General features: G+C 74.7%; 13 protein-coding genes. 8 read left to right on the forward strand and 5 right to left on the reverse strand.

The window, feature by feature from the left end:
• The first annotated feature begins 7 nt into the window (after nucleotides 1-7).
• Together ACZ50K_RS13630 and ACZ50K_RS13635 are read left to right on the forward strand one after the other, a co-directional pair.
• Nucleotides 8-2,425: a protein kinase domain-containing protein gene (locus tag ACZ50K_RS13630; protein ID WP_468901832.1), complete on the forward strand. Its 2,418-nt coding sequence runs from the start codon at nucleotides 8-10 to the stop codon at nucleotides 2,423-2,425.
• 160 nt (nucleotides 2,426-2,585) lie between these two features.
• Nucleotides 2,586-3,023, forward strand: coding sequence for a hypothetical protein (locus tag ACZ50K_RS13635; protein ID WP_468901835.1), 438 nt, complete (start codon nucleotides 2,586-2,588; stop codon nucleotides 3,021-3,023).
• A 430-nt stretch (nucleotides 3,024-3,453) separates the two neighbouring features.
• Here the strand turns inward: ACZ50K_RS13635 and ACZ50K_RS13640 are convergent, their stop codons facing one another.
• Nucleotides 3,454-4,680, reverse strand: a complete 1,227-nt coding sequence (locus tag ACZ50K_RS13640) for an amidohydrolase family protein (protein WP_468901838.1) — start codon at nucleotides 4,678-4,680, stop codon at nucleotides 3,454-3,456.
• Nucleotides 4,681-4,862: 182 nt separating this feature from the next.
• Between ACZ50K_RS13640 and afsR the strand changes: the two genes are divergently transcribed.
• Both afsR and ACZ50K_RS13650 read left to right on the forward strand, forming a co-directional pair.
• Nucleotides 4,863-7,850 carry an SARP-family global regulator AfsR gene (afsR, locus tag ACZ50K_RS13645; RefSeq protein ID WP_468901841.1) on the forward strand — a complete coding sequence of 996 codons (2,988 nt, stop codon included), beginning with the start codon at nucleotides 4,863-4,865 and terminating at the stop codon, nucleotides 7,848-7,850.
• Between the two features lie 160 nt (nucleotides 7,851-8,010).
• A complete protein-coding gene (locus tag ACZ50K_RS13650) occupies nucleotides 8,011-8,211 on the forward strand; it encodes a hypothetical protein (protein ID WP_468901843.1) in 201 nt (66 codons plus the stop codon).
• Between the two features lie 150 nt (nucleotides 8,212-8,361).
• On the opposite strand, the gene ACZ50K_RS13655 is transcribed toward ACZ50K_RS13650, so the two are convergent.
• On the reverse strand, nucleotides 8,362-9,048 hold the full coding sequence (locus tag ACZ50K_RS13655; RefSeq protein ID WP_468901844.1) for an alpha/beta hydrolase: 687 nt from the start codon (nucleotides 9,046-9,048) through the stop codon (nucleotides 8,362-8,364).
• Between the two features lie 60 nt (nucleotides 9,049-9,108).
• On the opposite strand from ACZ50K_RS13655, the gene ACZ50K_RS13660 reads away from it, so the two are divergent.
• Entirely contained in the window at nucleotides 9,109-9,894 is a 786-nt protein-coding gene (locus ACZ50K_RS13660) for a class I SAM-dependent DNA methyltransferase (protein WP_468901847.1), read from the forward strand.
• A gap of 21 nt (nucleotides 9,895-9,915) precedes the next feature.
• Here ACZ50K_RS13660 and ACZ50K_RS13665 read toward each other — a convergent pair whose 3' ends face one another.
• Both ACZ50K_RS13665 and ACZ50K_RS13670 read right to left on the reverse strand, forming a co-directional pair.
• Nucleotides 9,916-11,823 (reverse strand): exo-alpha-sialidase, encoded by a 1,908-nt coding sequence (locus ACZ50K_RS13665; protein ID WP_468901849.1) that lies wholly within the window; start codon nucleotides 11,821-11,823, stop codon nucleotides 9,916-9,918.
• Between the two features lie 66 nt (nucleotides 11,824-11,889).
• Nucleotides 11,890-13,515 (reverse strand): FadD3 family acyl-CoA ligase, encoded by a 1,626-nt coding sequence (locus tag ACZ50K_RS13670; RefSeq protein WP_468901850.1) that lies wholly within the window; start codon nucleotides 13,513-13,515, stop codon nucleotides 11,890-11,892.
• A gap of 97 nt (nucleotides 13,516-13,612) precedes the next feature.
• Between ACZ50K_RS13670 and ACZ50K_RS13675 the strand changes: the two genes are divergently transcribed.
• The 3 genes from ACZ50K_RS13675 (at nucleotide 13,613) to ACZ50K_RS13685 (ending at nucleotide 16,026) form a co-directional block, all read left to right on the forward strand.
• Entirely contained in the window at nucleotides 13,613-14,764 is a 1,152-nt protein-coding gene (locus ACZ50K_RS13675; RefSeq protein ID WP_468901852.1) for a lipid-transfer protein, read from the forward strand.
• 63 nt (nucleotides 14,765-14,827) lie between these two features.
• Nucleotides 14,828-15,253 (forward strand): Zn-ribbon domain-containing OB-fold protein, encoded by a 426-nt coding sequence (locus ACZ50K_RS13680; protein ID WP_468902421.1) that lies wholly within the window; start codon nucleotides 14,828-14,830, stop codon nucleotides 15,251-15,253.
• Nucleotides 15,250-16,026 (forward strand): enoyl-CoA hydratase/isomerase family protein, encoded by a 777-nt coding sequence (locus ACZ50K_RS13685; protein ID WP_468901855.1) that lies wholly within the window; start codon nucleotides 15,250-15,252, stop codon nucleotides 16,024-16,026. The genes ACZ50K_RS13680 and ACZ50K_RS13685 overlap by 4 nt, the downstream gene beginning before the upstream one ends.
• Nucleotides 16,027-16,053: 27 nt before the next feature.
• Here ACZ50K_RS13685 and ACZ50K_RS13690 read toward each other — a convergent pair whose 3' ends face one another.
• On the reverse strand, nucleotides 16,054-16,779 hold the full coding sequence (locus ACZ50K_RS13690) for a hypothetical protein (protein WP_468901858.1): 726 nt from the start codon (nucleotides 16,777-16,779) through the stop codon (nucleotides 16,054-16,056).
• Nucleotides 16,780-17,114 lie beyond the last annotated feature (335 nt).

Raw genomic sequence — 17,114 nt, forward strand, 5'->3', positions numbered from 1 at the left:
CGGGGACATGACACTGCGGGACGGAGATCCGCGGGCGATCGGCGGTTACGTCCTGATCGACCGGCTCGGGTCCGGCGGCATGGGAACGGTCTTCTCCGGGCGCGCGGCCTCCGGGCGGCTGGTCGCCGTGAAGGTGGTGCACCAGCAGTTCGCCGACGACCCGGAGTTCCGGACCCGGTTCCGGCAGGAGGTGGCGGCCGCCCGCCGGGTGAGCGGCGCCTTCACCGCGCCCGTGGTGGACGCCGATCCCGACGCCGACCGGCCCTGGATGGCCACCCAGCTGGTTCCCGGCCGGACGCTCGGCGCCCGGGTGAAGGGCGACGGGCCCCTGCGCGGGGACGAACTGCGGGTCCTGGCGCTGGGGCTGGTGGAGGCACTGCGCGAGCTGCACACCACCGGGGTGATCCACCGCGATCTGAAACCGGACAACGTGCTGCTGACGGACGACGGGCCGCGGGTCATCGACTTCGGGATCTCGCGGGCCGCCGGACAGCAGACCCTGACCTCCACCGGGCAGATCCTGGGCACCCCGCCGTTCATGTCGCCCGAGCAGCTGTCGGCCCCGCAGCGGGTGAAGCCCTCCTCGGACGTGTTCTCGCTGGGGTCGGTGCTGGTGTTCGCGGCCACCGGGCGGGGGCCGTTCGACGCGGACTCGCACTACATGACGGCCTACCGGGTGGTTTCGGTGCCGCCCGAGCTGGGGGAGGTCGAGGAGCCGCTGCGCTCGCTGCTGGGCGCCTGCCTCGCCAAGGAGCCCGAGGCCCGGCCGGGCCCGAACGCGCTGCTGGCCGCACTGGCGGAGCTCCCGGCAGCCGCCTGGGAGCACGTCTCCGGTCCGGTGGGCTCCGGTCCGGCGGCCGGGGCGCCTTCCCGGGCCGAGGGCTCGGCGGCCACCGGCGGCACGGGGGACGCGGGCGGGGCGGTGCTCCTCGGGGCGGCGGCGCCCGGCGGTCCGACCCGGCGGTCCGGGCCGCCCACCGGGCCCGTCGCGGACCTGGAACCGGTGACCGGGCCCGCGGGTGGCGGCGGGCGGCGGCCGGGGCGGCCGGGGCGGCGGGGGCGGCGGGGGATCCTCGCCGGGGTGCTCGCGGTCGCGGTGCTCGCCGGCGGCGGCACCTACCTCGGCCTCGGCCTCCGGGACGACGGCCCCGGGGCCGACCCCAAGACCCCGGGAACGGCGAGCAGTCCGGCCGGGCAGCGCTCGCCCTCGGCGTCGGCCCCGCCCGCGTCCGGCCGGTCCGCGGTGACCGGCACCCTGTCCGCGTACGCGCCCACCATCGGCGGCAACGCGGACGGCACCCACGCCTACGCCGACTCCTCCGCCCGCCGCCCCGCCGGCTGGCGGGCCTGGAGCGGGGCGGCCGGGGCGGGCAACTGCGTCTACGCGGACGCCTCGCTCGTGTGCGGCACGCCCAGCCCGACCGGCGACAGGTTCGGCACCCTCACCCGCTACGACGCGGCGACCGGCCTGGTCCAGTGGACGCAGGACATGAGCATCCGGAACGAGGCCCCCGTGGTGGACGGGGACACCGTGGTGGTGCTCGGCGACAACGGGTTCACCGCCGTCGCCATGGCCGACGGCGGCATCCGCGGGCAGAACCGCACCGACACGAAGTTCCGTCGGCTGACCCTGGACCCGCAGGGCGGGCGGGCATACGCGGTGAACGACCAGGGCACGGTGACGGCCGTGGAGACGCGGGCCGCCCAGACCCTGTGGACGACCACCGTGGAACCCTCCGACGACGGCTATCCGGCGCTGCGGGTGGCGGGCGGCCGGGTGTACGTGCAGGGGCGGCTGCAGAACCCCGACGTCGGGTTGCAGGCCTTCATGGCGGCCGTGAACGGGGCCACCGGGAAGCAGATCCCCATCGGGGTCGAGGACGCCACCATCTTCCCGATGTCCGCGCCCTGCCAGTCGCGCGGGATGGCGGTGCTGCCGAAGGGCAGCCGGGAGGCCGTGTTCCTGTGCAACCGGGACAGCGGGCCGAGCGTGCTGCGCGGGGAGACCGGGAAGGACGAGGCGATCGACATCCCGTACGGCGGGCAGCCGCTGTCCGGACTGGCGGTGGCCGCCGGCCGGACGTACCTGATGGCGGCCTCGCTGAGCGGTGAGCCCGCCTTCATGGAGCTCAACCAGGACTCCGGCGGCGCCCTCTGGCGGCTCCCGCTCCCCCGGGACTGCGCCGACTCCCGGCGCCCGGAGGCGGCGAACGCGGTGGTGGTGACGGACGGACTGGCCTATGTGCGGTGCCGGAACTCCGGCGTGGTCGTGGACCTGGCCACCCGGAAGAAGGTCAAGGAGTTCGAGGTCCCGGGCGGGGTCCGCCAGGTCCGCGAGGGCCCGGAAGGCTTCCTGGTGGTCGGCGGCCTGGTCTACACCCCGACCGCCAAGGGCTGGTCCTCGGTCCAGCCGACCGCCCTGTAGCCCCACCGGACGGGGCCGGCGGCCGCGTGTGCGGCGCCGGCCCGGGCGGCGGATACTGGGGCGGAAGGGGGCAGCGGGGGACCGGCGCGAGCCGGGGCGGCACCCGGGCAGCGCCGGGACAGCACCCCGCGCAGCGCCTTCCGGCACCTTGGAGGTTGCCATGCTCCGTCGGCCGATCGCCCGCTGGGCCGGGCTGTCCCTCGCCGTGGGAACGGCCCTGACGCTCACCGTGACCGTCCCGACGGGGGCCTCGGCCGCCGTGGGCGCCGTACAGGTCACCCTGAGCACCCCCGGGGACGGGGGAAAACTCATAGGCGCTCCGATCAAGGTCATCAACTCGCCGACGGACGGGAAGTGCTACACCCTCGACGAGGTCTTCCCCGACCCGCCCGAGGGCAGCGCCTTCGGGTCCGTCAGCAACAACACCTCCACGGCCGTGTTCATCTACCAGGGCGAGAACTGCTCGGGCGCACCCTGGGACCCCACCCCGATGAGCCCCGGCGGCGTGGTGATCGGCCCTCCGATCCACTCCTTCAAGATCAAGCCCGGGGCCACCCTGGAGGCCCCCACCACCAACCCGCCCCCGGCCAACCCCTGACGCGGGGCGGGCCGGGAACCGGCCGGATCACTTCCAGCGGGTGACCTGGTAGGTGGCGCGGGAGCCGGGGGCGGGGTCGAGACGGGCCCAGGCGAGGTGGTCGCCCTTGGCGAGGAGTCTGCCGGTCCGGCCTGCGGCAGTCCTGGCCGGTCGGGGCGGGGAAGGGGCGGAAGACCCCCTTGGCGTCGGTCAGACCGACGGTGGCCGTGCGCAGCCGCAGCGGGGCGGGCTTCCACGGAGGCGGTGTCCGCGTCGATCACCGGAATGCAAACACGGGGTCGGCGCCCCGGCAATCGGTCCCGGTGATCACGGGGGCGGTCCCGGCCATTCCGCAACCGGTCGGGGAATTGCGCAACCGGATTCCGCCGACCGCCCCGGACCTGCGCGTTCGGGCGCGGGCCGGGGCGGTGGGCGGGCGCCCGGGGGCGGGTCAGGCGCCGGGGCCCGCCCAGAGGCCGTCCGGGGTGAGGCCCAGGAGGTCGATGGCGTTGCCGCGGACGATGCGGTCCACGTCGGCGGGGGGCAGGTGGCCCATCTGGGCCTCGCCGACCTCCCGGGACTTGGGCCAGGTGGAGTCGGAGTGCGGGTAGTCGGTCTCGTAGAGGACGTTGCCGACGCCGATGGCGTCCAGGTTCTTCAGACCGAACGCGTCGTCGAAGAAGCAGCCGTAGACGTGCTCGGTGAACAGCTCGGACGGCGGCCGGTGGACCTTGTCGGCGACGCCGCCCCAGCCGCGGTTCTCCTCCCAGACCACGTCGGCGCGTTCCAGGATGTAGGGGATCCAGCCGATCTGGCCCTCCGCGTACATGATCTTCAGGTTGGGGAAGCGTTCGAACTTGCCGCTCATCAGCCAGTCGACCATGGAGAAGCAGCAGTTGGCGAAGGTGATGGTGGAGCCCACGGCGGGCGGGGCGTCGGCGGAGGTGGAGGGCATCCGGCTGGAGGAGCCGATGTGCATGGCGATGACCGTGCCGGTCTCGTCGCAGGCCTGGAGGAAGGGGTCCCACTCGTCGGTGTGGACGGACGGCAGGCCCAGGTGCGGGGGTATCTCGGAGAAGGCGACGGCGCGGACCCCGCGGGCGGCGTTGCGGCGGACCTCGGCGGCGGCCAGGCGGGCGTCCCAGAGCGGGATCAGGGTGAGCGGGATCAGCCGACCGCCGGCCTCGGGGCCGCACCACTCCTCGACCATCCAGTCGTTGTAGGCGCGGACGCCCAGCAGACCCAGCTCGCGGTCCTTGGCCTCGGTGAAGGTCTGGCCGCAGAAGCGCGGGAAGGTGGGGAAGCAGAGGGCGGACTGGACGTGGTTGACGTCCATGTCGGCGAGCCGGTCCGGGACGGAGAAGGAGCCCGGGCGCATCTGCTCGTAGGTGATGACCTCCAGTTTGATCTCGTCCCGGTCGTAGCCGACGGCGGTGTCGAGGCGGGTCAGCGGCCGGTGCAGGTCCTCGTAGACCCACCAGTCGCCGATCGGGCCGTCGTCGCCGGGCGCTCCCATGACCGGGGCGAACTTGCCGCCGAGGAAGGTCATTTCCTTGAGGGGGGCGCGGACCACGCGCGGGCCGGTGTCGCGGTATTTGGACGGGAGCCGGTCCCGCCAGACGTGAGGGGGCTCCACTGTGTGGTCGTCCACCGAGATGATCTTCGGGAAGGTCTCCATGGGTCTTACGGTAGCGCTGATCTGACGAACCGTCAGCTAGTTGGGACGTGCTCGGTACACGGGCGGGGCCCGGGTGGGCTGACGTGCCCGCAGCAAACAGGGCAGACTGACCGTTGCACTCGACAACGGATCGCAACGGATCGCAACGGGCCGCGACGGAGCGACGAGGGAGGGGAAGACAGATGGAGGGCAAGGCCGGCACACCCGCCATTCCGCAGCAGCGCACCGCCCCCCAGGGCGGCCGGACCGCCGAACAGGCCCCGCCCGGACCCCGCTTCGCCGTACTCGGCCCCATCCGCGCCTGGCGCGGAACCGAACCACTCGCTTCCGGAAGCCCCCAGCAGCGCGCCCTGCTCGCCGCCCTGCTGCTGCGCGAGGGCCGGACCGCCACCGCCCCCGAGCTGATCGACGCCATCTGGGGCGAGGACCCGCCCCCGCAGGCCCTGGCCACCATCCGCACCTACGCCTCCCGGATCCGCAAGATCCTCGACCCGGGCGCCCTGGTCAGCGAGTCCGGCGGCTACGCCATCCGGCTCGGCACCCCCGTCGCCCTCGACCTCGCGGAGGCCCGCGAACTCGCCGCCGCCGCCGACACCGCACGCACCACCGGCGACCGCCCCACCGCCCGCGTCCTGCTCGGCCGCGCCCTGGACCTGTGGGACGGCGAACCGCTCGCCGGGGTGCCCGGACCGTACGCCGACACCGAACGCACCCGGCTCGGCGAATGGCGGCTCCAGCTCCTGGAGACCCGGCTCGACCTCGACCTCGACCTCGGCAGCCACGCCGAGGCCGTCTCCGAGCTCACCGCCCTCACCGCCGCCCACCCGCTGCGCGAACGGCTCCGCGAGCTCCTCATGCTCGCCCTCTACCGCAGCGGCCGGCAGGCCGAGGCCCTCGCCGTCTACGCCGACACCCGCCGGCTGCTCGCCGACGAGCTCGGCGTGGACCCGCGCCCCGAGCTCTCCGCCCTCCAGCAGCGGATCCTGCGCGCCGACAGCGAACTCGACCGCACCGCCGCCCCCGAACCCGCCACCGCGCCCCGCCCGGTCCGGCCCGCCCAGCTGCCCGCCACCGTGCCCGACTTCACCGGCCGGACCGCCTTCGTCCAGGAGCTCTCCGAGATCCTCTCCGCCTCCGAGGGCCAGGTGATGGCGGTGTCCGCGCTGGCCGGCATCGGCGGCGTCGGCAAGACCACCCTGGCCGTGCACGTGGCCCACGCCGCCCGCCCCCGGTTCCCCGACGGCCAGCTGTACGTGGACCTCCAGGGCACCGAGGCCCGCCCCGCCGAACCCGTCGCCGTGCTCGGCGCCTTCCTCCGCGCCCTCGGCACCCCCGACACCGCCATCCCCGACACCGCCGCCGAACGGGCCGCGCTGTATCGCTCCACCCTCGACGGCCGCCGCGTCCTCGTCCTCCTCGACAACGCCCGGGACGCCGCCCAGGTCCGCCCGCTGCTGCCCGGCACCGCCGGCTGCGCAGCCCTGGTCACCAGCCGGGTCCGGATGGCCGGACTGGCCGGGGCACACCTGGTCGACCTCGACGTGATGTCCCCCGAGGAGGCCCTCCAGCTGTTCACCCGGATCGTCGGCGCGGAACGGGTCGGCGCCGAACGGCAGGCCGCCCTGGACGTGGTCGGCGCCTGCGGGTTCCTGCCGCTGGCCATCCGGATCGCCGCCTCCCGGCTGGCCGCCCGCCGCACCTGGACGGTGTCGGTGCTGGCCGCCAAGCTCGCCGACGAGCGCCGCCGACTGGACGAGCTCCAGACCGGCGACCTCGCCGTGAAGGCCACCTTCGAACTCGGCTACGGCCAGCTGGAGCCCGGCCAGCAGCGGGCCTTCCGGCTGCTGGGCCTCGCCGACGGCCCGGACATCTCCCTCGGCGCGGCCGCCGCGCTGCTGGACCTGCCCGAGCACACCACCGAGGACCTCCTCGAAGCCCTGGTCGACTGCTCCCTGCTGGAATCGGCCGCGCCCGGCCGCTACCGCTTCCACGACCTCGTACGCCTCTACGCCCGGGCCTGCGCCGAACGCGACGAGCGGCCCGAGTCCGGAGGCCGGGACGCGCTCTCCCGGCTGCTGGACTTCTACCTGGCCAGCGTGGCCGCCGTGTACGCGCTGGAGCGGCCCGGTGACCGGCTGGTCGGCCACCTGGCCCCGACCGCCCACCCCGGCCCGGCGTTCGCCGACCGGCACGCCGCCCTGGACTGGCTGTACGCGGAGGCGAACCCGCTGCTGGCCTGCGTACGGCAGACCGCCGCCCGGCAGCACGACACCCCCGGCCCGCTGCGCCGGGCCGTGGACCTGCTGTGGGCCGGGAAGGACCTCCTGGAATCGGGGGCCAACTCCAAGCAGTACGAGTCCGCCGCCATCGCGCTGCGCGAGGCCGCGGAGAACGCCCGCGACCCGCACGCCGAGGGCCGGGCCCGGACCATCCTCACCAACGTGCACCTGGTGGCCGGCCGGTTCGCCGAGGCCGACGACGAGGCCCGGCAGGCCACCGCGCTGGCCCGGGCCGCCGGGGACCCGCTGCCCAGTTGCTGGGCGCCCAACGACCGGGGCATCATCGCGCTCTACGAGGGCCGCAACGAGGACGGCGAACGCCACCTCCTGGAAGCCATCGGCAACTTCCGCGCCGACGGCAACAAGGTCGGCGAGGCCAGCGCCCTGTGCAACCTGTCCCGGATCCGGGCCAACCTGGGCCGGCTGCCCTCCGCCATCGAGCTGGCCGAGGAGGGCATCGCCATCTACGACCGGATGGGGCTCACCCTGCGGCTGGCCAACGGGCGGTACGCGCTGGGCACCGTGCTGATCCAGGCGGGCCGGCTCAAGGAGGCCCTGGAGCAGCTGTCCGAGGCCCGGTCGCTGTTCCACGACAACCGGCAGCCGCTGTGGGAGGGCATCACCCACTACCGGCTCGCCGAGGTCCACCTGGCCTCCGGACGGGCCACCATGGCGGCCTCGCACGCCGAACAGGCCATCGCCCTGCGGGTGATGGGCGGGGAGTGGCGGCGGGCCTGCGTGGTGATGGTGCTGGGCCGGGCGCTGTACCGGATCGGGCAGATCGACCGGGCGCGGGCCTGCTGGAAGGACGCCCAGGCGGTGTTCGAGCAGCTGGGATCCGCCGAACTCGCCGAGGTGCGCGCCCTGCTGTCCTCGGAACTGGCCGCCTGAACGGGCGCCGCGGGGGCGTTCATCGTTCGTTTATCCCGGTCCGACATGATGGGTTCATCGACCCGAGGCGCCGGGGGGCATGCGGGTCGGACAGGAAAGACCCGTTCGGCGGTCCACGGGGGAATCGCCGAACGGGACGGCCAACCTTCAGGAGTGGACGATGACGACTGAGAACGCGATTCCGGGCGAGGGCGACATCATCTCGCTGGACAACCACGCCACCGGCATCGAGATCAAGCCCGACCCCACCAAGCCGGTGGTCAAGCCGGGCACCAAGCCGGGGGCCGGCCCGCTGGACAACCACGCCACCGGCGAGGAGCTCCAGACGCTCGACAACCACGCGACCGGCCCGCGTCCGTAACCCGGACCGGCCGGCACGGGGGAACCACGGGGGGCACGGGGGAACGTACGGGGGACGTACGGGGGGTGTGCGGCGGTCGCGGTGGCCCGGAGGGGGAGCCATCGGGGCCGCCGCACACGTGCGTCCGGACGGCCCGGACCGCCCGGCGGGCTAAGCGCGGGCGGCGGCCTCGATCAGGTCGGACACCGGGCCGGGCCGGGAGGCCAGCGAGGCGTGTCCGGCGTCGAGTTCGACGAACTCGCGGGGGGCCATCCGGTCCGCCATCATCCGCTGGTTGGCCGGGTGGATCATCCGGTCCTCCCGGGACAGCTGGTACCAGGTGGGCTTGGCCCGCCAGGCCGGGGCCGTGACGGTGTCCCCGAAGGTGCCGGCCAGCGGGGCCTTCTGGGTCACCGCCATCACCCGGGCCTCCTCGGCGGCCAGGTCCTGGCAGAAGCTCTCGTGGAACTTGTCCTGCCGGAGCCACAGATAGCCGTCGGAGTCCGGGGCCAGGTTCGGGAAGGCCGCCGGCGGGTTCTGCTCGCTGATCTGCCCGGGGCTCTCGCCCGCGTCGGGCGCGAAGGCGGCGATGTAGACGAGCCCGGTGACGTTCGGCAGGTCCCCGGCCTCGGTGATCACCGCCCCGCCGTAGGAATGGCCCACCAGCAGGACCGGTCCGTCGACCTGCCGGACCATCCGGCGGGTCCGCTCCGCGTCCTCCGCGAGGGAGGTCAGCGGCAGCTCGACGGCGCGCAGCTCGCCGAGGCCGCGCCGGTCCAGCTCGGTGATGACCTTCGACCAGTGGGCGGCGCCGCCCCAGAATCCGTGGACCAGGACGACCGTGGGCTCTTCTGTCATGCGGCGGAAGGTAGCGGGACCGGACCGGGCGGCCGGGGAGGACACCCTAGGGTGGGGGGCATGTTCGCTCCCTCGGGTCCCAGCGTGCGTGAACTGGCCGTCCAGGCCCTGTCCTCCGTCGAGCGGGGCTACGACCTGCTCGCCCCCAAGTTCGACCACACCCCGTTCCGGACCCCGGACCGGATGCTCGACGCCGTGGAGGAGGCCCTCGCCGCGGAGGTGGGCACGGTCCCGGCCGGGCTGGACCTGTGCTGCGGCACCGGTGCCGGTACGGGCCTGCTGCGGCGGCTGTGCCGGGAGCGGGTGACCGGGGTGGACATCAGCGCCGGCATGCTCGCGGAGGCCGGGCGCCGCCACGGGCCGGACGGCGACCGCGGCGACGGGTACGGGCCGGGCGGCGGTCCGGCCGTGGACTTCGTCCGGGCCGACGCCCGGGAGCTGCCGGGCGGCCCGGACCGGGCGTACGACCTGACCGGCCGCTACGACCTGGCGGTCAGCTTCGGGGCCTTCGGCCACTTCCTGCCCGCCGAGCGGCCCGCCCTGTTCCGCGGGGTGCACGGGGCGCTGCGGCCGGGCGGGGTGTTCGCGTTCCCGATCGGGGCCCCGCTGCCGGCCGGCTCCCCGCTCTACTGGGCGGCGGCCGGGTTCGACGCGGCGATGCGGGTGCGGAACGCGGTGTGGCGGCCGAGCTTCGTCATGTACTACCGGACCTTCCCGTTCGGGGCGGTCCGGGCCGATCTGGAGCGGGCCGGGTTCGGCGTGGAGACCCTGCCGCTGGACCGGTTCGGCCGACGCCCGGACGGCACCCCGAACTGGCGGCTCCTGCTGGCCCGCCGCCCGGCCTGAACCGGGCCGGGCCCGGCGGGCTCACCAGACGCTGGACATGCTGAGCCGGACCCGTTCCTGGTCGGGCCGGACCTCGCGGCCGGTCCGCAGGGCGGTCAGGTCCTCCGTGGTCAGCGCCCGGCCGTAGATCCGCAGGTCGTCCAGGGCGCCCCGGTAGTAGGCCTTGTGGTCGGGCTGGGTGCCGATGTAGACGGTGAAGGCGTCCTCCGGCTGGAAGGCCATGTGGCCGTCCTCCAGGTCGGTGACCTGGGCCGGGCCGCCGTCCACGGACAGCTGGAGCTGGCGGCCCACCCGCTGGACGACCACATGCCGCCAGCGTTCCCCGTGGAAGCGGCCCTGGGTGGCCACGGTGGCCGGCTTCCGGCCGCCGCCGTTGATCCGCGCCTCGATCCGGCCGTCGACGGTCTCGACGACCAGCTGCCGGTTGGGGGCGTTCTGCCCGGAGGCCCACAGCAGCGGCTGCCGGCCGGTGCCGCCGTCGAACCGCACCCAGGCGGCGACCGCGAAGTCCCCGCCCAGCCGCAGCGAGTCGGTGCAGTTGACCAGCCGCAGGTAGTCGGTGGTGCCGTTGAGGTACAGCGCCTTGCCGGACTCGCGGGCGATGATCCCCGGGCGGCCGTGGACCAGGGCGTGGTTCTTGTTCGGGGTGTCGTCGCTGGTGCGGCGGGGGGTGAGGTCCTCGGCGGCCGGGCCCACCCAGGAGGGGTCGAAGGCGGTGAACTTCAGCGAGCCGGTGGAGTTGGTGGTGCCGGTCTCGTAGAGCAGGCCGACCTCGCCGTTGCGCATCAGCGCCATCTCCGAGTACCCGGCGCGTTCCCGGGCGACCACGGCCCCCTTGGAGGACCAGGTGGCGCCGCCGTCCCGGGAGGTGCGCACGGCGAGCGTCCAGCGGTCGGAGAACTCGGCGCCGGGGCGGGTCGGGGAGGAGAACAGCAGCGGGCCGCCGGGGACCTGGAGCAGGGAGCCGGAGACCGGCGGGGCCGCCAGGTTGGGGACCGGCCGGAAGCCGGGTTCGGGGAACTCGGCGGCGGTGACGTCCTCGATGACCGCGGACACCCGGTGGTCGGTGGTGCCGCAGGTCTGGGTGGACCGGGCGTTGATGTAGATGCGGCCGTCGGGCAGCTCGGTCAGGGCCGGCTCGCCGGGGGCCGGGCTGCCCTCGGGGGCGTCCCAGCTGGCGCCGAGCTCCCAGGACAGGCCGCCGTCGTCGCTGTAGTAGAGCATCGCCCCGTGGGCGTTGCCGCGCTTGCGGTAGTCACCGGTGACGACCATCCGGCCGGGCTTGCCGCTCTCCTCGGAGCGCAGCTGGATGCCATGCCCGGGGCCCACCGACACCCACTCCCAGTCCGCCCGCTTGAGCTGGCCGAGGGAGGTGAGGGCGGCGGTCCAGGTGGCCCCGTCGTCGGTGCTGTGCGCCATCCGGAGTTCCCGCGGGGCCCGGACCCGGTCGCCCTTGGGGCCGGCGCTCCAGTCGTTGTACGCGTACATGAGGGTGAGCCGGCCGGACTCGGAGTCGACCATGGGGACCGGGTTGCCGAAGCCGCCGGAGTCGTCGGCGCCGCGGATCACCTGGAGCGGGCCCCAGGTGCGTCCGTGGTCGGTGGACCGCTTCATGACCAGGTCGATGTCGCCGATGTCGGCGCAGCCCTTGGTGCGGGCTTCGGCGATGGCCAGCAGCTGGCCGGTCGTGGTGGTGGTCAGGGTGGGGATCCGGAAGCAGTCGTAGCCCTCGGTGAACGCGGTGAAGGGCGCGGAGAGCTCCGCGGGCAGCGGTCCGGTCCGCACCGCCTCGGTGGCGGCCGGCGGCTTGTCCCCGCCGTCCTCGGGCAGCAGCACGACGATGCCCACGATGAGCACGGCGAGGGCCACGATGGCCCCCAGGACGGGACCCTCCCAGCGGAACCGGATGACTGATCTTTGCCTGGTCACCCGTGCAGGCTAGCCCGAACGGGTGAACACCTCGGCCTCCGCCCGGGGTCGTCCCCCGGCGGCCCGTCAGGACGGGGCGTGCGGCCGGGCCCGGAGCTCGGTCTTGAGGACCTTGCCGCTGGCGTTGCGCGGGAGTTCGGGGACGAACTCGACCTGGCGCGGCACCTTGTAGTTGGCCATCTCCCGGCGGGACCAGGCGATCAGGTCGTCCGAGGTGAGGGTGGCGCCGGGGCGGCGGACCGCGTAGGCCTTGCCGACCTCGCCGAGGCGGGGGTCGGGGACGCCGACCACGGCCACGTCGGCGATGTCCGGGTGCAGTCCGAGGAGCTGTTCGATCTCGGCCGGATAGGCGTTGAACCCGCCGACGATGAACATGTCCTTGATCCGGTCGGTGATCCGCAGGTTGCCGGCCGGGTCCAGCACCCCGATGTCCCCGGTCCGCAGCCAGCCCTCCGGGGTGATGGCGCGGGCGGTCTCCTCGGGGTCCTCGTAGTAGCCGCGCATCACGTGGTGGCCGCGGACCTGGACCTCGCCCGCCTCACCGGGCGGCAGCACCTGCCCCTCGGGGCCGGTGATCCGGACCTCGGTGCCGGGGATGGCCCGGCCGGAGGTGGCGGCCACGGTCTCGGCCGGGTCCCCGCGCCGGCACATGGTGACGATGCCGCTGGCCTCGGAGAGGCCGTACGCGGTGAGCACGGTGGCGATCTTCAGCTCGGCGCGGAGCCGCTCGACCAGCCGGAGCGGGACCACCGCCGCGCCGGTGACCACCAGCCGCAGGGCGGAGAGGTCGTGGTGGTCGCGGGCCGGGTGGTCGAGCAGCGACTGGTGCAGGGTGGGCGGGCCGGGGAGGACGGAGATCCGCTCGGCGGCCACGTTGGCGAGGACGGTCTCCACGTTGAACACCGGCTGCGGGACCATGGTGGCCCCGCGCATCAGGCAGGCGATGATCCCGGCCTTGTAGCCGAAGGTGTGGAAGAACGGGTTCACGATCAGATAGCGGTCGCCCTCGCGGAGCCCGGCGAGCTCGCTCCACACCTGGTAGCAGCGGAGCGTCTGGGCGTGGCTGATCACCGCCCCCTTGGGGCTGCCGGTGGTGCCCGAGGTGAAGATGATGTCGGAGGGGGCGTCCGGGGCGATGGAGTCCGCGCGGGCCCGGACGGTGTCCGGCCCGACCCCCTCGCCGCCCTTGAGGAACTCCTTCCAGGTGCGGAAGGACTCCGGGGCGTCCTCGGCGAGGACCACGACCTCGCGCAGGTGCGGCAGCCCGGGCAGCGGGCCGTCCCCGGGGCCGTCGTCGGCCGCCCGGCGCAGCGAGGCCACGTAGGAGGTGCCGAGGAAGGTGCCGGTGACGAAGAGCAGCCGGGCCCGGCTGCGGCGCAGCACGTAGGCGGCCTCGGTGCCCTTGAACCGGGTGTTGAGCGGGACCAGGACGGCCCCGGCGGTGACCGCGCCCAGGGCGGAGACGATCCAGTCCAGGGTGTTGGGGGCCCAGACGGCCACCCGGTCCCCGGGTTCCACCCCGGAGGCGATACAGGCGGCGGCGGCCCGCTCGACCCGCTCGCCGAGTTCCGCGTAGCCGATCCGGACCCGGCCGTCGACCACCGCCTCGTGGTCCGGGTACCGCTCCGCGGCCGCCCGGACCAGACCGGGAATGCTGCCCCAGCGCAGATCGCCCCGCTCGTCTTCGCGCATCGCCCACCCTCCAGCTAGCTGACTATCCGTCAGATTAGCTGTAGCCTTCGCGGCTGTCAGCACTGGTGCACACCCGCGCACACCCGGAGGTGGGGCGATGGCGGCAACGCTCAAGGACGCCACGGCGATCGTCGGCATAGGCCAGACCGCCTTTGCCAAACGACTCCCGCAGAGCGAGAAGGAACTGGCCTGCCGGGCCATCCTGGCGGCGCTGGAGGACGCGGGGATCGCGCCCGCCGAGGTCGACGCCTTCGCCTCCTACACCATGGAGGAGACCGACGAGGTCGAGGTCGCCAAGGCCATCGGCGCCGGCGACGTCACCTTCTTCTCCAAGGTCGGCTACGGCGGCGGCGGTTCCTGCGCCACCGTCGGACACCTCGCCGCCGCGGTCGCCACCGGACAGGCCACCGTCGGAGTCGCCTGGCGCTCCCGCAAACGCGGCAGCGGCCCGCGCCCCTGGAAGAACACCGCGGTACAACTGCCCACCCCCGGCCAGTGGACCCGGCCCTTCGGGCTGCTCCGCCCGGCCGACGAGATCGGCATGCTGGCCCGCCGCTACATGCACGAGTACGGCGCCACCCGCGACCACCTCTTCAACGTGGCCCTGGCCTGCCGCAACCGGGCCAACCAGAACCCGGCCGCGATGATGTACGAGCGCCCGCTGACCCGCGAGATGTACATGACCGCCCGCTGGATCAGCGACCCGCTCTGCCTCTTCGACAACTGCCTGGAGACCGACGGGGCCCTGGCCTGCGTGATCGTCTCCGCCGAACGGGCCCGGGACTGCCGCCAGAAGCCCGTCTACGTCCACTCGGTCGCCCAGGGCCTGCCCGCCCAGCACCACGGCATGGTCAACTACTGGAACGACGACCCGCTCTCCGGCCCCGCCTGGACCGCCGCCCGGCACCTGTGGAAGCAGGCCGACTTCGGCCCCCAGGACGTGGACGTGGCCCAGATCTACGACGCCTTCACCCCGCTGATCCCGCTCTCCCTGGAGGGCTACGGCTTCTGCGGGCGCGGCGAGGGCGCCGCGTTCACCGAGGGCGGCGCCCTGGAGATCGGCGGCCGGCTCCCGGTCAACACCGGCGGGGGCGGACTCAGCGAGGCCTACGTCCACGGCTTCAACCTGATCAACGAGGGCGTCAAGCAGCTCCGCGGCATCTCCACCGCCCAGGTCCCCGACGCCGCGACCTGCCTGGTCACGGCGGGCGAGGGCGTGCCCACCTCCGCGATCCTTCTCCGAGCCTGAGGAGCCCCCGTGACCGTGTCCCCGAGCACCTCCGCCGGTACCGGCGGCACCACCGGCGAGGGACTGCTGCTGCCCGTCCCCGATGAGGACGGGCAGCCCTTCTGGGACTACGCCGCCCGCGGCGAACTCCGGATCCAGGCCTGCGCCGACTGCGGCCGACTCCGGTTCCCGCCCCGCCCCTGCTGCCCGCACTGCCAGTCCTTCGCCTCCGAGTGGCGGGCCATGAGCGGCCGCGGCCGCATCTGGTCGTACGTCCTGCCGCACCCGCCGCTGCTGCCCGCGTACGCCGCACAGGCCCCGTACAACGTGATCCTGGTGGAACTCGCCGACGCCCCCGGCATCCGGCTGGCCGGCAACCTGGTGACCGCCCCGGACGCCCCACTGGACTCGGTGGACCCCTCCCGGCTCCGGATCGGCGCCCGGGTGCAGGTCGTCTTCACCGAGATCGGCGGGATGAGCGTCCCCCGCTGGACGGCGGAGAAGCCATGAGCCTGTCCGTCGAACGGGACAAGACCACCGGGGTCGCCGTCCTCACCCTGGACCGGGAACACCGGCACAACGCCATCGACCTGGACACCGCCGCCGAACTCACCACCGCCTGGCAGGAGTTCCGCTTCGACGACACGGTCCGGGCGGTGGTCCTCACCGGCGCCGGGACGGCCGCCTTCTGCACCGGCATCGACCGGTCGGCGGAGGTCCCGCAGCCCGGCTCCCCCTACTCGGTGGACGACCCGCTGCTCACCGTCGGCCCCAAGGCCAACGACCTCTGGAAACCGGTGGTCGCGGCCGTCAACGGCATGGCCTGCGGCGGGGCCTTCTACCTGCTCGGGGAGTCGGAGTTCCTGATCGCCGCCGACACCGCCAGCTTCTTCGACCCGCACACCGCCTACGGCATGGTCAGCGCCTACGAGGCGGTCTACATGGCCCAGCGGATGCCCTTCGGGGAAGCCGCCCGGATGTCCCTGATGGGCACCGCCGAGCGGCTCTCCGCCCAGCGGGCCCACGAGATCGGACTGGTCTCCGAGCTCACCGCACCGGCCGGGCTGCTGCCCGCCGCCCTGCGGGCCGCCGAGACCCTGGCCGGCTTCCCGACCGGGGCCGTGCAGGGCACCGTACGGGCCCTGTGGTCGGCGAAACAGGCCGCCCTCCAGCAGGCGCTGGCCCAGGCCCCCCAGCTGATCGCCCTCGGCAACCTGCCCCCGGACCGGCAGGCCGCGCTCTTCGCCGACCGCCGCCCCGGCCGGGAGTACCGGCTGCGCTGACCGCCGGGCGGGGGGCGACGACGACGGTCAGCGGCGGCCCTTCGAGCCGGAGGACCGCGAGCCGCCCTTCGACGTGCTCCTCGTGCTCTTGGAGGGGCCCTTGGACGCGGTCTTCGGGCCGGTCGTCGGACCGGTCCTCGGGCGGGAGACCGACCCGCCGGAGGTGCCCCCGTAGGCGCCCCCGGTGCCGCTCCCGGAGGTGGTGGAGCCGCCGGTGGTGGACCGGGAGGCGAGGCCGACGGACTCCACCCGGCAGTTCCGCACCTCGGCGGCCCGCTCCGGAGCCCGCATCCGGCCGGTCAGCACCCGGCTGTCCCGGGCCTCCAGCCGCTGCCGGCCGGTGAAGGTCTCCACGTGCAGACCGGCCGAGTCCGTCATCCGGACCGTCACCACGAAGGTCTCCGCCCGGTCCAGCCGGGAGGTCACCGACACCGCCACGGACGGCCGCGCGGCGTCCGGACAGCCGGTCACCAGGCCGGTGCCGACCACCGCCGACCCCGGCGCCGCCGTGCTCCCCGAACCCCCGGAGCTCCCGGAGCCGCCGGAGCCGGAGCCGCCGGAGCCCGTGCCGCCGTGGTCCCGGCTCGTGCTCTTGCCGCCGCTCCGCGAGGAGGACTTGGACTTCTTGCCCTTGCCACCGCCGCAGCCGGTGAGCACCAGCGCGGCGGCCAGCAGGACGGCGGTCGCCCGGGCCCCCGTGACGGTGCGGGCGGTACGAACGGTACGGGCGGTGCGCATGGTTCGGACGGTCATGACGGTGGAACCCCTCCCCCGGGCCAACGGCCGGCCACGCTACCAGCCGCCGGGCGGGGGGGGCCCCGGGGGGGGGGGGGGGCCCCGGGGGGGGCCCCCCCCCCCGGCGGCCGCAGGCCCCCCCCCCCCCCCCCCCCCCCCCCCCCCCGCGCCCCCCCCCCCCCCCCCCCCCCCGCCCCCCCCCCCCCCCCCCCGCCCCCCCCCCCCCCCCCCCCCCCCCCCCCCCGCGCCCCCCCCCCCCCGGGGGGGCCCCCCCCCCCGCCCCCCCCCCCCCCCCCCCGGCGGCTGGCGGCGGATTGCCGCCATTCGCGGGCCAATGGCCGGAACGCCTCCCT

Source organism: Streptomyces sp. NPDC033845, assembly GCF_055576225.1.

Coding starts and splice junctions, on each gene's coding strand:
- ACZ50K_RS13630 (WP_468901832.1), top strand. CDS start 8: ATGACACTGCGGGACGGAGATCCGCGGGCGATCGGCGGTTACGTCCTG.
- ACZ50K_RS13635 (WP_468901835.1), top strand. CDS start 2,586: ATGCTCCGTCGGCCGATCGCCCGCTGGGCCGGGCTGTCCCTCGCCGTG.
- ACZ50K_RS13640 (WP_468901838.1), bottom strand. CDS start 4,680: ATGGAGACCTTCCCGAAGATCATCTCGGTGGACGACCACACAGTGGAG.
- afsR (WP_468901841.1), top strand. CDS start 4,863: ATGGAGGGCAAGGCCGGCACACCCGCCATTCCGCAGCAGCGCACCGCC.
- ACZ50K_RS13650 (WP_468901843.1), top strand. CDS start 8,011: ATGACGACTGAGAACGCGATTCCGGGCGAGGGCGACATCATCTCGCTG.
- ACZ50K_RS13655 (WP_468901844.1), bottom strand. CDS start 9,048: ATGACAGAAGAGCCCACGGTCGTCCTGGTCCACGGATTCTGGGGCGGC.
- ACZ50K_RS13660 (WP_468901847.1), top strand. CDS start 9,109: ATGTTCGCTCCCTCGGGTCCCAGCGTGCGTGAACTGGCCGTCCAGGCC.
- ACZ50K_RS13670 (WP_468901850.1), bottom strand. CDS start 13,515: ATGCGCGAAGACGAGCGGGGCGATCTGCGCTGGGGCAGCATTCCCGGT.
- ACZ50K_RS13675 (WP_468901852.1), top strand. CDS start 13,613: ATGGCGGCAACGCTCAAGGACGCCACGGCGATCGTCGGCATAGGCCAG.
- ACZ50K_RS13685 (WP_468901855.1), top strand. CDS start 15,250: ATGAGCCTGTCCGTCGAACGGGACAAGACCACCGGGGTCGCCGTCCTC.
- ACZ50K_RS13690 (WP_468901858.1), bottom strand. CDS start 16,779: ATGACCGTCCGAACCATGCGCACCGCCCGTACCGTTCGTACCGCCCGC.